This window comes from Marinomonas sp. (genome assembly GCF_039940335.1).
Lineage (GTDB): Bacteria > Pseudomonadota > Gammaproteobacteria > Pseudomonadales > Marinomonadaceae > Marinomonas.
Genome location: NZ_JBDVGW010000013.1, coordinates 672,539 through 687,131 on the forward strand (window position 1 = coordinate 672,539; position 14,593 = coordinate 687,131).

Below are 14,593 nucleotides of genomic sequence, written 5' to 3' on the forward strand. Positions count from 1 at the left end.
CTACCCCTCGACGATTTCTAACGAATTTAGAGTGGGAATCGACATTTCTGAAACGATACTGCCCAGACTGAATTCAATGTCTTCTAGCCCATCTACCAAATCGAAAAGCTCACCTGCCAAGTTGGTAAACGAGAAGCGCGAAAATGGCTCTGTCTTTATTACCTCATAAGCCGCATTACCGCGAAATGCCGAATAAATAGCGTTATAAACGATTACCTTTTTGGCTTCTTTTTCTTCATCTAATAGCGTGTCTGAAAAATACAAAGTGGTAATTAAATCGTGTTCGGTTTCTGGCATGTTGTACGCCACCACATCGTCACCATGGCCGTGATAACCTTCTGTTGAAATTTGACGATTAATGGTTTCAAGGTAACTTTCAGCCGGCGCATTCAGGTCAAATAAAATGTACGCATTTGCGGTACCTGGCCCACGCGGGGCATCATGTTCAAACCATATTTTGTCGGACTGAACTCCAACCCAAGACGAGATCAAATATTTATAAACGCCGTCTGTGTGGTAATGACTTAACGTGTTAAAGGCGTTTCGGATCCGTGCACGATAGGCTTCAATCTCTTCTATATCTGCACCGACTTGATCAATCCAATCATTAGGATTGGTTACGCTCACACCGTCCAAATCACAGTTTGAAAAATACCCCGCTTCCAAGTTGTAAGCGGTGGCCGCACTCTCTGACGTAACGGATATGATCAAGCCTGCTTCACCATCGTTAAACGTGGCATCTAAATCTGTTGTTACTCTATAAACCGTGTTGTTTATTAAATCCGTATAAACAACTGTTCCTGCTGGAACAGTGAAAGCTCCCGATGTATTTTCTCTTGTAAATATGACACGACCTTTCAGAAATTGGCTTTGCTTTCGTGGGCAGTTGTAGCTATCGCCCCACAATTCAATAAATGATTCCCCCACCGTTTTTAAGAAAAATTGCGGCATGATATTTGTAATCAGCAACTGAACAAGCCACATCACCGGCTTAGTAGCGATGGCTGAAATCAGCCGCCAAAACGGTGAATAACTAGAGTCATTCGCAATGGTTGACCCCGAATCAGCAAGCACAGTACGAAACTCTTCTGTGACAGCTTCTTCTGTGGTCGGAACACCATTTTCAATCAAAACCTGTTCAAAATCGCTCATACTGGTACCACCAAACTGACAGCCTCACCCTCTAATGTTTCTGCGTTGCAAATAAGACTTTCCACGCTTAATGACACACTGGCCGTACCGGGGTAAATTCGTTCATCGTCTTCCATTTCGAGTTCTATTTCTGTGCATAAAGCCTGTATTTTGGTTTTGCTTCGCTCACCGATCATCTTCCACGCATAAGCCTTTTCTCTGATCATGTGACGCAAATCTTGAGCAACACAGTCAGCACCAGATACAAGCTTAGGCTCGCCAATGGCAGACAAGACAAGGTCATCATCTTCAATCAATAAATCAATGCTTGCCATTAGCCTGCTTCCATTTCCAGTTGATACATCAGCTCATCACCACGCACGCCTTTACCGTTGTTATGAACTTCCATTTTCTCAACATGCAGGCTCTTTTTATTGCCGCCAAACATATTGCTAATCGTCTGAAATAAACCATCTGAGTCTTGGCGACCTTGAGCGTCTTCCGACCCTGGCAAGGCAACCATTTTATTGACACTTTCCAAGCTGGATTCGCTCCTGCTTACAACCTCTTGTGTGGACTTGGCCGTTACATCAATGCCCGGTAACCAACTAAACTTTTCTTTTAGCCAGCTAATTTTTTCCCCGAGAAAAGCAAATGGATCAAGAGTGCTTAGCCAATTTTTGAAGCCTAGCCACCACCCTTTAAGGCTTTCAAAAAGCTCAAGGTGTAAATCCCAAGATGGCATGAAAGTGATTGAACTTAGCCACACTTGAAAATCCCCCCACCATTTTTGAATAGGCTCAAATATCGCCGTGTTGGCCAGTGCTGACATACCAGAAAAGAACCGCTTAACCGCTGCAGTAACGTCATCCCAATAAACAACCAAAGCAGCTAGCGCGGCGATCAATGCGACAACACCCACCACGATCCAAGTTAGAGGGTTGGCAAGCAGTGCTGCAGTAAAGGCCCACATAGCAGGAAGACTCGTTAAAATTCCCGCTTTCATTGCGGTAAATACACCCGCTAATGCAGGGCCGTACAGTACGAACGCAAGCAAGGCTGTTCTCGCCAACCACAATGTTGCATTCCAAGCAATCAGTACTACTCGTGCCGCCCACACTATGGGCTTAACAATGATGAATCGCATGGTTAGACCAACCATGGCATAACGGGCCAAGCCAATAGTAATACTCATTAATCCAGCAATTGCCACAAATGCCATGAATGCCGTTGCCGCCAGCCCAATAGCTTTTGCCAAATGTGGATACTTGTCAGTCCATTCAACAATCAGCAAAGTGACGTTGGTAATAGAGTCAATGAACGGATAGATGACCGGAAGTGCTTTTTGCCATATCGCAGTAGAAACCCCTCTAATACCTGCCGCGACTTGAGCAAACGGATCCTGCATAGCTTTCGCCATATCGATGGCTTTTTGCATTCCACTAATGCTTCCTAACTTGTTGATATCTTGGCCGAGCTTATCAATGTCACTCGACATCAACTGGATAAAACCTACAGCCTCATCCGAGCCGAACGCTCCACTTAATAAATCTTGAACTTCTAAGGCATTCAGCCCTGTGGTTTTGCTGTTAATCATGTCGAGAATCTGCACCACAGGCAGAAGCTGGCCACTGTTATCAGTAAAAGTTAAACCCAACTTATCCTGAGCATTCCCGAGCCCTTCCAAGAAAGCACCATACTTGGTACCCGCTTCCGATCCGCTCATGGTGGCTTGCAAAGAACCCAACACGGCCATTTGCTCATTCAACTTAACGCCCATAGTGGTTGCACCTGCACCAATGGACTCAAAAGCGGCCGACATTTCTGGGCCTGTTGTTTTAAACATTTGGACGGCTTGCGCTGTTTGCCCGGCAAGCATTTCGACCCAAGCCCCCTTCCCCATGTCATTGGCTTGTTTCTTAAAGATGCCGTACATAGAACCAAAATAGCCTGTAATGTCTGTAACATTAGCTTTCGTGGCTTTCGCTAAGGTACCCGCGGCGGTGGTAAATCGAGGTAAATCATCACCTGCTAAACCGTTAATAGCCGATTGAATATCATAGGCAGACCGCACGTAATTACTGGCAGACTCGCCAAATTCGATGGAATATCTCAAACCCGCTTGATTAAGTCGGGCTAAGGTATCGTCAGCAACTTCCAGTGATCGCACTTCATTAAGTGCGTTGTTCATGTCATTCGCTGGGTTTATTGTGCTCGCAAAAGTAGTTGAAGCGGCGATCAATGCCGTTACCCCAGCCGCAGTACTCATAAAAGCTTTTCGAGAATTATCAGTAACATTTTTGATAGTCCGCTGAATTCCCTTCATCGGTGCGGTGATGCGATCCAATAAACCAACCGTGAGCATCAACTTGTCTAACGCTTTAGCCATTTCATCACCTACCCCGAAAACGCTTTATTTATGCCCTTTGCAATAGCGGCTGTACTCCGCTCCAATTCCCGCCCTTCTAACCACAGCGCTCGCCCTAAATTTTCGGGCGAGTCATCAGCCAGTGGTAAGTGGCGCATTCTAAGAGTTACGAGTTGCTCGAAGCCGTTTCTTTCGATGAACTCACAGAACTCGCTCGCGGCTTTACCACCGCAGGCAGATCGCTAGCGAACTCCTCCGTAACAATACCCATAACCTCCATCACTAAATTCGCTTTTGGGTTATTGGCATCATCTACCAGCAAGTTTTTAAGCGTCGCGTGCTGTTCATTTTTAACCGTACTAGACAGCAAGTTATAGGCAGGCAAAACCGCTTTACCGCTGGCCATACTGTCTACAAATTTGTTGTATTCTTTATTTGTAACCGAGAATTCAAACTCTACTGTCCCGATCATTACTAGAATGACTTGTGGTGCGCTCATACATTTCCCCTATTTTTTCGACTCATAAAGCTGTCTAAACAAATCTTCAATTTTTCGCTCCAGCCTGCTGGCCAAACCGTTTATCTCTTCTTTTTGCGCATATTTTTCTGCAGCGTCTAATTTGTGCTGCATCAAGTCGCGCTCATTTGCCGCGGTACGTCGAAATAAGAACGTCAGAAAACCAAGTAGACCGCTCACGACTAACGACAATACAAACATGATGATGGTCAGCACTGGTCCCGACAGTTCCATATCAACCCCGCTTCGCTTCAAATAGCTTTGTGATCAGTGGCATCACGTTCTTTACTGCACGCTCACCAAAAAGAAAACCCAACACCAAAACATTAATGGCCATCAAAGCGCTTTCTTGTTTCTCGGTTAGAGTCGTCCACTCAGCAAACCACATGAAATCCATATACAGCGTGGCAAAGCCCCAAACAGGTCGTTGCAATCCACGCAAGAAAATCATTAACGGCCCAACCACTGGAATGGCCTTCAAGTCACTGGCGGTACCTTCATATTCAGCGATACGTTGATTAAGCACTTTCTCCGCTTCATTTACCGCTGTGTTGGCCTGACGCTGCGCATCCAGCTCAATCTGCTTCAGCTTCAATTGCATTTCTGCTTTTTGTTCCGCAGACATATCCGGTGGGAAGTACTCTTTCACCGCATCAATCGCCTTTTCAGCAAACCCACCGGTGATACCGTTTAGCAATGTGCCAAAAATACTCATTAGTCCAAGCTCCGCTTTTTTACGTCTTCCCACCACGCTTTCACATCAAAATTGGGGCAGGTTTTGTGGCTGTTCAGATCGTGATGACCAACTACTTCCGCCTCAGGAAATTCTGCAGTAAGAGCCAATACAAGCCCCTCAAGGGAGCGCCATTGATCATCAGTAAACTGATCACGCCCTATAAGACAAATTCCCAAAGACTCTTGGTTGTATGGATCTGCATGCGCACCCTGCCAATACTTAGGTCGCCCACTAATTACACTTCCATTCAGCGTAATAACGAAGTGATATCCGATACCGTCCCAGCCATTCTCTAAATGCCATCGGTGAATATCTTCCGCCGTCGTTTCGCGTCCATTTGGCGTATCTGAGCAATGGACCACCAAGTATCGAATATCCATTTACAGCCCTAGCGTTTCTAAGAAGCTTTGATCTGCGTATGGCACACCATTGATTTCAACAAAGCGTGAATCCGTCACAGAGTAAGGAATCGTGTGCTCCAACTTGTCACCACCGTCACTGCTTGCATCCAGCAACTTGCTCACACTAAGCTTGCAACCGTAAGCCGCCGTTTTAAACGTCTGATCAACCGTTGAACCAAGGCTGATAATGTCGAATGTTGATAGCTGCTGAAATGAACCCACTTTACGAGCCTCTTCTATTACTCGGTTAAAGTTCTCTGTATCAAGTGTGATCTCGCCGCTGGCCGCCACCACCCCATTTACATGGCCATGAGGTATGCCACGAGTTGTCACCGCTTTCACGCCATCTTCAATGTTCAACGTGAACTGCTTAATGTTGATCAGTGACGTACCCATCGATACGTTCACATCCATTCCGGAAATATGATGTGGCATGTTTACACCTCGTTACTTAGTTCTAATGCCACCGTTGCAGCAATGGCTTTTGGACAGTTGTATGGTCGAATTAACAAACCAAACTCCACTTTCGTTCTTGTTGGCCAAGTGATGGTCACATCACCATCTTGTGGCGGCTTAACATCACCAGGCTTATAAATACCGTTTGAAACAAGGCTCTTACTGCGATCAATCATAGGACGCATAAAGTAGGTTTCATGTGCCGCCACGGAAATCGGCGTGCTGTTAAGTTCACGATTACCCACTTTTTTAATGGCTAAAATACGAACTTCGCGCTTCACAACATTCGTGACACGACAATTTTCAATCACCGAAAAATCACTGGCCTCTGCTGCCAGCGTCATACCGTCGCTGCAGTAAATGCCGTCATAATCTGCATACACTTGGGGGACAGTTCCACGCGCATCGTTTAATGCTTTAGCGTGGCTCATGTTGAACACAATGCCGTCTTTATCCGCTGGCAGTGATGACAAACCAACAATGGCACCAGAAGCAACCCGCATTGGCGTATCGGCCAAAGACTGATCCTCATGGCAAAGGCGACCACAATAGGTCCCCAGCCAACCAGAAAACACTTCTGGCACCAAAGACAAAGCTGGCGCCGCCACACCGTTTTGTAAAGTTTCAAACGCTTCAATAAAATCGTCCCACGCCTGAGCACTGCTATCCATTACATCGGTAACAGCAAACCAATGCAGGTAACGACCATATTGATTTTCTGCGCTCGTTACTGCCGCATTCATATCGTCTAATACTGCTTGCGTCGTCACAGGATCCGTTACCACCACTGCCTCACAAACAAAGTTGTTCGCCATGGCCTGTTCAAATGTTGTAGACCACTCACCTGCGGCGCTTCGCGGCATAGCAATGGCCGTCCAATTGGTGCCTGCATTATTTCGAGCATTTTCAATCGCAGTTTTCAGCTTGCTCGCCGGAATGCCCAATACATTGTCCAAATCCGTTGTTTGATCGATATACTGAACCGTACCAGCGTTCTTGCCTGCCGCTCCGATGTATAAAAATTGTCCTTCGACACTGGTAAAGTCACCATTGCCATTGTCTTGACTGCTAACGCTAACGCTACCTAATGCCATTTTATTTGCCTCTACTTAGTTCTGCTTTCATGGCGTCATGCGCCATTTGTTTTACCCATTGAGCATCGTTTGAAAAAAACTCTCTTGATGGTAAAGCGACCTGCCAGCTTTGCTTTCCTTTTCGCTTATTGTTCAATTCATACAGCATCCCAAGCGCTTGAAGCTTGGTTAAATTTTCCATTATGTACTGCCGGCTTATTTTCTTTCGCCTACCATCCCTACGTCTTGATGTTGCCCAACCTAGCCGCAGAATTGCATTTGCTTGAGCTTGAGTTGCTGGCTCATTCCTCCAGTCGTCCTTTAGGCTCTCGCTCATTTTTCGTGCGCGCATTGTCTGGGTTTGACCTTCTTGATGGACTCTTGCCATCCGCCCCATAAAGTTATTTTTAAAGCCAATCGTGATCGAAGAATTACCTTTTCGCCTTTGCCTAATGTTTGAACCTTTCACGAAGCCACTCAACATCTGGCCTTCTCGACTTCGTTGCTTTCTTCTTTCTTGAAATGGCTTGTTCTTGGTATTACGTTGGTGTTTAACATTCTTTCGAGATTGTTTTTTCACCTCGCGCCCCATCTGGTTTAGAGCCCGTTGTTTGCGTTCAGCTGGAAGCATTAGCATTTTCAACTCAGCATTTACGGCATGCTCACCGCGCCAAAATGCTTGCAGACCGCTCTTATTCATTCCGTCCTACCAGATCAAACGTCTCGGCAACATCATGATCCGCGTCTTCTAGCGCCCATGATCCGCCAGCGTATTCAATGTTCCCTTGTTCACTAGGCGAGATATAAACGTCTTCTTCAAACATCAACGTAATTTCAACATCGGCTGTATGATCATCAAAAATATCAAACACCACTTTTGGTTCTTTATCTTCCATGTCGCTACGTTCATCATTGTCCGCAAGCCAAGTAATTAATTTGGCGTGTAATATTTCTATTGGAAATTTTTGATAGGCAAAACGCTCAATAGAGAACACCGCCCTATATTCCATTGTGTAAAGAAGGACTCTATTTCCTTCATTTTTACCGCGAGTGGTTTGCTCTAGCGCTTCTACCCAAGCATCAAACTGCTCGAACTTAAAACAGCTGGTCGTCTCTAAATGTGTACGCAACGCTGCCATCTTTTTCATAGAATCGACGCCCTAAAACCGTCTGCATAAACTCGTCTTGTTCTCAGTGCGCCATTGGCCTCAGCCACTTTTAAAAGACGCTTACCAACAAAGTCTATTTCCCGCTGTGCTTCGCCTTTCCACTCGGTCACGATGATTTCATTACGATCACCCTGTATTTCAGCGGCAGACTTTCGATTAACGGTTTCGAAATACTTAATCAATGATGAGCGAGCCCAATGCATGACAGCCGTCTTGTACACATCGACCAGTGCAGCATCGAATACTTCTAGCGTTTCTACTGCAACAACGCTTTGCAGGACCAGCACGTAATCTATTAACTCTTCGTTTACATGACGAAAAGCAGTCTTGAGTTCATAAACCAGTGGTGCTTCATCGTATTCACCTGGCAGGCGGTAGTTATCTAAAAAAGCCTGTAGTTCAATATCAGGAAAGAAAGAATGTGAGTTTGTAATCACGGTTCCCGTTGTTGTGCTTGCGGTTGTCTGTCCGTTTAAACTCACACTGTTCTCCTGATACCCAATGGCCTTTAAATAAACATCGACCAAACGGCTTTAGTGTTGGTTGACTAGCAATCAACCCGCCACCGTTGGCGATGCCCTGCGGGGAGCTCGTTGTTAGACTTTTAGTTTTGCTCTAAGCCTTTCAATTTTCTTTTTCACGCCTGCGCGTTCGTTCAAATCCATGGCTTTTTCAAAGGCGTTCAATGCGGCTTCGTCTTCGCTCAATGCTTCCAAATGCTTGCCATAAATCGCGTACATTTTGCCGTGCACGATGTTAGACAATTGCCATTTATCAGACTCAATTGCTTGAATCACTTGCTCTAAATATGGCCCAGCACTTTTGTTGGCTTCTAGCTGTGTTACCGACCAGTCATAGACGTAATCACAAATAAATTGGTAAATGCTGGAGTTAAAACGCTGCGGCATTTTGTGAACTTGTTGCTTAGCTAAATGCAACGCCAACGGTACAGCGCGAGCGATGTCGCCCAAATCGAAAAGGAAAACCATCATCCAAACGGCCACGATGTTTGGGTATTTCGCGGCACTTTCCACATACCCCATCACAAATGCTTCAACACGCTTAATCGCTTCGGCTTTGTAAGATGCGCGATCTTCTATGTCTTCAAGGTTTTTCATTTCGTCAATGGCATCGGCCATGATGACTTTATGTGTTTCCAGTTCTGGATTACCGACAAATTGAGAGTCGTCTTCTAGTCTGTCTTTGATTTTTTGAACATCGTATTCAACGCCATCGACTCGGTTTTCTAAGTCGTTCACATCGTCTTTAACGCTGTCGAGTTGCTCGCCTTGTTGCTCAACGGTTTCGGCCAAGTCTTCGGCTTTATCCGCTTGATTTTCCACGCTGTCTTTCAAATCATCGACTTGGTTTTCTAAGTCATCACCTTGTTTATCAGCTTCTACTTTGGTCTTGTCCGCTTCTAGCTTTACGGCTTCTGCCTGGGCTTTTTTCTTTGCCAACTTTTGTTTCATTTTTGAAACTTTAGGCGCTACACCCTTGCCATTCTTATTGGCTGGTTTAGCAGCTTCTTTTTGTGCGTTTTGCGCTGCCATTTTGGCAAGTCGACGCTTTTGGATTAGGTTCATGTTTGCTTTCCATTTGTATGGGTTTAATCAATGGCACTCGCATCATGCGAATGCCATTTGTTAAACCTATTGGTTTATTCTGCGTCTGGATCAAACGCCACCACGTTTGTTTCCGCTGCAATCGCACGATAATCTTCAACGATGTAATCTTCATTGAATGAGTTAAAGTCTTCGATTTGGTCTTTCTTCGGGTTATCGATAATGGTTCGACGCCATGTTCCTTCTTGGCGATAAATCGACAAGTTAGAATAGAACGTGATCATGACCGCGTTTTCAGGGAAGAAAGGTGGTGTCTCTGCTTGAAGTCCGCCATAGGTATCAAGCAAACGACCACCGTCTAAATGACGTTTCTCGCTTGGCTTCTCTCCGCCTGCTGTATAGAACTTGTTTTCAGCCAAGCTAACTAAGTTGCTACCAATGAGAACTCGCAAGCGTGGATCATTTCGAAAAACAGGATCAATACTGTCTTTTAGCGCACGAACCAAGGAATCAAGGTTAGTAAAGTCGCCACCTTCACCAATGGTGATCTCGTCGTCACCAATTTGTGTGGCCGCTTCATTACGGATTTTCTGGAACCAACCAATGTTTACGTCTTCACCCAATGGGTTGTCCGTTGGGTTCGTTGTGTCGGCCGCACTGGTGCCATACCAACCAATACGCAAACGGTCATTGGCAATTGCCATACGGATGGCAGAGGCATAAAGCTCTGCGAATTTACCCGCCGCGACGTGTTTCCACTGGTCGATAATGCTGTATTTCAGCGCGACATCGGCATTGGTTTGTTTTAGTGCGTAACCGAATTTCTCTAACGAATGCAGGCTGCGCGCTTGGCGTTCAGTGCTTCCACTTGTGTCGGTACGACCCGCCACCAAGCCAGAAACAAATAGGCCGATTTTTTCACCGACTTTTTCAGTTACCGCGACATTGGAGTTAATTTTCCCTAAAAAGGGCATGCCATCTTCAACTGCTTTTTCAAACAGTTTTTGTACGGCTGCAGGTGCCACGGCAAACTGCTTGCCTTGGTCAGCGCCAACCGTTTCATGCATGCGCTGGCTAAAGCTTTCTAACTGCTTGCGGCCTGTTTCTGATAATGCGTAATTACTCATCACTCTGTTCCTTTACTGAATTTTTAAAAAGCGGCTCCCCAGACGCCCCATGATTTAATGACTTAAAAAACGTCTAGCCTTCCTTCCGCTTCACCTTTACTCGATGCTGGCGAACCTGTTTTGTCCTCCATTGCTGCCGCAAAATCGCTTTGCAGTTTGGTGAAGTTTTCGTTTAGCGCTTTTAGCGTTTCCGCTTGCGTTGCGAAGTCAGCTTTCTCGCTTTCCAACTTAGCGATTTTGCCTTTTAACGCTTCAACTTCTGCCGCATAGTCCGCTGGCGTATCACCTTCTGGCTCGTCATTGGAGGTAAGCGCTTCAAGCTTGGTTTTAAATTCATTCACTTGTTTCTGCAGCGCTTCAAACGCCGCTTTTTCTGCTTCTGTCATGGGTTCGTCTTCCTGTTTTGGTTCTGGGGATTTACTGAATAAACGCTTAAAGAGCCCTGGGCGCTTTTTAATTTCCGCTTCCAGTTCTTCGTCGGTTTGAGGCGAAACAAAGTCCAGCACTATGCCGTCTTCATTTACAAAAATTTGGGATTGTTCACCGTTTTGGCTAAAGGAAAGCTGTTCGGTACCAAGGCTGGCAGGTTCGTCGGTAATGGCGAGGTGCATCAAGTAGGCTTTACCCGTTGATGCGAAATCTTCAATCACGCGAATACTGGTAAAGAGTTTTTGGCCAGCTTTATTCAGTGCCAACAACATCTTGTTCGCTTTGATCCGAGCAAATAAACACAAACGACCTTTGGCGTCTTTCGCCGCCTTTACTGCAACCACTTGCCCATAGTTGCCGTACCAGCCGTAGTGATCTTGAAAAATACTTGCAGTGTATTCTTCCATGTCGTAAGTTTCAGCCATGTCTTTAATCCACTGCTCTTTGATCTCTCGACCATCGACTGTAGGGCCAGACGTTGCTACTTTGAACCACTTCGATTTTTCTGCCATTTTTCAAGACCCTTGCCACTTATCCATTCAGTTGTAACATTCTGTAATGCAACGATAAGCGGCTAAATCTGTGTATTCCAGCACGTAAAATCCGCAGAATTGCGATAATTCAACTATCACAAAGCATCGTTTTAAGTAGCGTTATTTGTAGACGGCATGGCGGCTAATATGGCGGCATGGCACATTCCCAAGAGACTATCGACTACGCACGATTAATGTATATCCGCGCCCATAAAGCAGCGGAGATATCTCATCGCCTGAATGTCAGTGAAAGAACCGTCTACGGCTGGATTGATAAGTTCAACTGGAAAGAACTGCTGGCGTTCGACACAGCAGAAATAGAAATAAGCCGGCGCATTAGTACACTCACGAACCGTGAGAACAAGACGAAAGAAGAAGTGCAAGAGCTCACTTCTTTGTGCCGTATTTTTGGCGGCATGAAACAAGACCTAGCCAAAGCCGAAAAGATCCTAGCAGAGGCCAAGGCCATTGCCGATGGCAAGCCAGAAGCGGTGGAAGGAGCCATTAGTCGCGGTAATCGTCGTTCAAACGGCAAAAGAAAAGCCAAGGTCAAAAATGACATTAGCGACATTGATGTATCTAAGTTTGATACCTGGGCAGATGAAAACCTATTTGAATACCAATTGCTGTGGCGCCAAGTTGCCCACGACCCCGACCTTTGCCGAAACCGCTTTATATTAAAAAGCCGCCAGATTGGTGCGACTTATTATTTTGCATGGGAAGCCTTTGAAGATGCTGTTAAGAACGGCGACAACCAAGTCTTTCTATCTGCATCGAAAGACCAAGCGCGGATTTTTAAGGGTTACATCCAAGCATTTGCTCGAGATACATTTGATCTAGAGCTAAAAGGCTCTGACAGCATAGAGCTTTATAAAGACGGTAAGCTGTGGGCCACGCTGTACTTCCTTTCTACTAACTCAAGCACAGCGCAGGGTTACCACGGCCATTTATATGTTGATGAAGTGTTCTGGATTCACGGTTACGCCAAGTTGCAAAAGCTGGCATCCGGTATGGCCTCACATAAGAAATGGCGCCGTACCTATTTTTCTACGCCATCCAGCTTACAACACCCAGCTTATGATCATTGGAGCGGTGCGAAATTCAATAAAAACCGTTCTCGTAAAGTTGAAATTGACCTCTCTGATAAAACACTCAAGCAAGGTGCATTGGGCGGTGACAAAATTTGGCGTCATCTAGTCACCGTGGAAGATGCAGAGAAAGCCGGTTGCACACTGTTCGATATTGATGAACTGAAATCAGAGTACAGTAAAGCCGATTACGAAAACCTATTTGGCTGTAAGTTCGTCGATGATAATGAAAGTGTCTTTCCGTTCACTACGCTACAAAAATGCATGGTCGACGCATTCAGCAAATGGACAGACGTGGACTTTGAAAGCGACAACCCTAGCCGAAACCGCCCGGTGGCGATTGGTTATGATCCGTCACGCATTAGAGACAATGCCGCATTAGTGGTATTGGAAATACCGATCAGCCACGCTCAAAAATGGCGAGTCATTGAAACCCATCAATTCAAGGGCATTACATCGGAATATCAAGCCGCCCGAATCGCTGAAATTTACGATCGCTTTGATGTGAAATGGTGCGGAATCGATGTGACCGGCATTGGTCATGACACGTTTGATTGCTGTGTTGCTTTGCGTCTAAAGCACGTTGTTCCTATCCACTATTCCGTCACCGAAAAAACCGACCTGGTAACACGGGCTAAACGCTTAATAGACGGTGGCCGCTTTGAATATGACATGGGCAACAAAGAACTTTCTCAATCTCTCATGATGATCCACCAAATCACCACACCAAATGGCTCCATTACCTATGGTGCGGCTCGCAGTGGTGAAACAGGTCATGCCGATTTAGCATGGGCAGTATTCCACGCAATGCAAGCGGAACGACAATATTCAAAGTCTAAGAAGCCCGAAAAGAAAACCAGTAAAACGCGCGTAACAATGGGATAAAAACAGGATTGAAAACTATGACAACGACAGATAAACCACGCCAACGGATTGCCAGTGAATACACCAGTAGCGCCGTAAAAACAGGTGAGCTGATGCCAGAATCGCCAACAAAAAGTAAAACTCACGCGTTTAGTTTTGGTGATCCCGAACCAGTGTTGGGCAGTCAAATAAGCGACTACCTTGGCATCTTTTCCGACACAAATGGCCTCTGGTACCTACCACCTGTCAGTTTAGCCGGCCTAGCTAAGACCATGTATGCAAACGGTACCCATGCCAGTGTATTAGAATTCAAACAAAATCAGCTATTAGCCAGTTTTAAAGACAATCCGATGATTTCACGCAAAGAAATACGGCTGGCTTTTAAAGATTTTGAAGTATTCGACAATGCTTATTTTCTCGCTATTCGCAACCATCTTGGTGGTATTAATCGCTATGTGCGTTTGCCTGCAGTAAATGTTCGCGTGGGTACCGACAGCAATTTTTTCTTACTAAACAGCGATGGCAGTTTTCAAGAATATTATGGTACCGAAATCATTCATCTAAATGGCGGCGATATTCGCCAAAGCATTTATGGTGTGCCCACTTACTTTTCTGGAATTCACAGTATTTTGCTCGGTGAAGCGGCCACACTGTTTCGCCGTAAGTATTACCTAAATGGCGCCCACAGTGGCTACATTTTGGTAACCTTCGATTTAGACGATGAAAAAGCCGAAGACATTGAACAGGCCATTACTCAATCCAAGGGACCCGGTAACCATCGTTCACTGTACATGAATATGGAATCCACTATTTCGGGTAAACCGGGCTACACAAAAGATCGTGTTCAGTTAATTCCTGTTGGTGATTTTGGCAACCGCGACGAATACGACAAGATCAAAGAAGTCACCCAGCAAGATATTCTAAACATGCATCGCGTACCCGCAGGGCTTGCCAGCATCATGGCAAACAATGCCGCAGGCCATGGCGATTTAAAAAATGTTCGTGAAGTGTATTACGACTGTGAAACGATACCGAAGCAAGCGATTTGGCAAGAGTTAAACGAGCGATTACCCGCTCGCGCAAAGATTGGTTTCAATGAACCACGTTGGCTAACCGTACAAAATGAGGGTGCATAA

18 protein-coding genes are annotated in these 14,593 nt (G+C 45.6%); 2 read left to right on the plus strand and 16 right to left on the minus strand.

Annotated elements, in window-relative coordinates:
- The 16 genes from ABJF92_RS12890 to ABJF92_RS12965 all read right to left on the minus strand — a co-directional run bounded on the left by ABJF92_RS12890 (window position 1) and on the right by ABJF92_RS12965 (window position 11,484).
- Window positions 1-1,152, minus strand: coding sequence for a baseplate J/gp47 family protein (locus tag ABJF92_RS12890; protein WP_446816188.1), 1,152 nt, complete (start codon window positions 1,150-1,152; stop codon window positions 1-3).
- Complete coding sequence (locus ABJF92_RS12895; protein WP_446816189.1) at window positions 1,149-1,466, minus strand: DUF2590 family protein; 318 nt, start codon at window positions 1,464-1,466, stop codon at window positions 1,149-1,151. Before ABJF92_RS12895 ends, ABJF92_RS12890 begins: the two co-directional genes overlap by 4 nt.
- Entirely contained in the window at window positions 1,466-3,520 is a 2,055-nt protein-coding gene (locus tag ABJF92_RS12900) for a phage tail tape measure protein (RefSeq protein ID WP_446816190.1), read from the minus strand. The genes ABJF92_RS12895 and ABJF92_RS12900 overlap by 1 nt, the downstream gene beginning before the upstream one ends.
- Window positions 3,521-3,528: 8 nt before the next feature.
- Entirely contained in the window at window positions 3,529-3,657 is a 129-nt protein-coding gene (locus ABJF92_RS12905; protein WP_446816191.1) for a DUF6890 family protein, read from the minus strand.
- Between the two features lie 8 nt (window positions 3,658-3,665).
- Window positions 3,666-3,998, minus strand: coding sequence for a putative phage tail assembly chaperone (locus ABJF92_RS12910; RefSeq protein WP_446816192.1), 333 nt, complete (start codon window positions 3,996-3,998; stop codon window positions 3,666-3,668).
- Between the two features lie 9 nt (window positions 3,999-4,007).
- Window positions 4,008-4,250, minus strand: a complete 243-nt coding sequence (locus ABJF92_RS12915; RefSeq protein ID WP_446816193.1) for a hypothetical protein — start codon at window positions 4,248-4,250, stop codon at window positions 4,008-4,010.
- Between the two features lies 1 nt (window position 4,251).
- Window positions 4,252-4,731 carry a hypothetical protein gene (locus ABJF92_RS12920; RefSeq protein ID WP_446816194.1) on the minus strand — a complete coding sequence of 160 codons (480 nt, stop codon included), beginning with the start codon at window positions 4,729-4,731 and terminating at the stop codon, window positions 4,252-4,254.
- Window positions 4,731-5,117 (minus strand): N-acetylmuramoyl-L-alanine amidase, encoded by a 387-nt coding sequence (locus ABJF92_RS12925; RefSeq protein ID WP_446816195.1) that lies wholly within the window; start codon window positions 5,115-5,117, stop codon window positions 4,731-4,733. Before ABJF92_RS12925 ends, ABJF92_RS12920 begins: the two co-directional genes overlap by 1 nt.
- Before the next feature lie 15 nt (window positions 5,118-5,132).
- Window positions 5,133-5,588 carry a phage protein gene (locus ABJF92_RS12930; protein ID WP_446816196.1) on the minus strand — a complete coding sequence of 152 codons (456 nt, stop codon included), beginning with the start codon at window positions 5,586-5,588 and terminating at the stop codon, window positions 5,133-5,135.
- A gap of 2 nt (window positions 5,589-5,590) precedes the next feature.
- Window positions 5,591-6,703 (minus strand): DUF2586 domain-containing protein, encoded by a 1,113-nt coding sequence (locus tag ABJF92_RS12935; RefSeq protein ID WP_446816197.1) that lies wholly within the window; start codon window positions 6,701-6,703, stop codon window positions 5,591-5,593.
- A 1-nt stretch (window position 6,704) separates the two neighbouring features.
- Entirely contained in the window at window positions 6,705-7,382 is a 678-nt protein-coding gene (locus ABJF92_RS12940) for a hypothetical protein (protein WP_446816198.1), read from the minus strand.
- Window positions 7,375-7,830 (minus strand): phage tail protein, encoded by a 456-nt coding sequence (locus ABJF92_RS12945; RefSeq protein ID WP_446816199.1) that lies wholly within the window; start codon window positions 7,828-7,830, stop codon window positions 7,375-7,377. Before ABJF92_RS12945 ends, ABJF92_RS12940 begins: the two co-directional genes overlap by 8 nt.
- On the minus strand, window positions 7,827-8,333 hold the full coding sequence (locus ABJF92_RS12950) for a head completion/stabilization protein (RefSeq protein ID WP_446816200.1): 507 nt from the start codon (window positions 8,331-8,333) through the stop codon (window positions 7,827-7,829). The genes ABJF92_RS12945 and ABJF92_RS12950 overlap by 4 nt, the downstream gene beginning before the upstream one ends.
- A gap of 114 nt (window positions 8,334-8,447) precedes the next feature.
- On the minus strand, window positions 8,448-9,437 hold the full coding sequence (gpM, locus tag ABJF92_RS12955) for a phage terminase small subunit (RefSeq protein ID WP_446816201.1): 990 nt from the start codon (window positions 9,435-9,437) through the stop codon (window positions 8,448-8,450).
- Between the two features lie 74 nt (window positions 9,438-9,511).
- Window positions 9,512-10,543, minus strand: coding sequence for a phage major capsid protein, P2 family (locus ABJF92_RS12960; protein ID WP_446816202.1), 1,032 nt, complete (start codon window positions 10,541-10,543; stop codon window positions 9,512-9,514).
- A 62-nt stretch (window positions 10,544-10,605) separates the two neighbouring features.
- Window positions 10,606-11,484: a GPO family capsid scaffolding protein gene (locus ABJF92_RS12965; RefSeq protein ID WP_446816203.1), complete on the minus strand. Its 879-nt coding sequence runs from the start codon at window positions 11,482-11,484 to the stop codon at window positions 10,606-10,608.
- A 176-nt stretch (window positions 11,485-11,660) separates the two neighbouring features.
- Between ABJF92_RS12965 and ABJF92_RS12970 the strand changes: the two genes are divergently transcribed.
- On the plus strand, window positions 11,661-13,478 hold the full coding sequence (locus tag ABJF92_RS12970; protein WP_446816204.1) for a terminase large subunit domain-containing protein: 1,818 nt from the start codon (window positions 11,661-11,663) through the stop codon (window positions 13,476-13,478).
- A gap of 17 nt (window positions 13,479-13,495) precedes the next feature.
- Window positions 13,496-14,593, plus strand: a complete 1,098-nt coding sequence (locus ABJF92_RS12975; protein ID WP_446816205.1) for a phage portal protein — start codon at window positions 13,496-13,498, stop codon at window positions 14,591-14,593.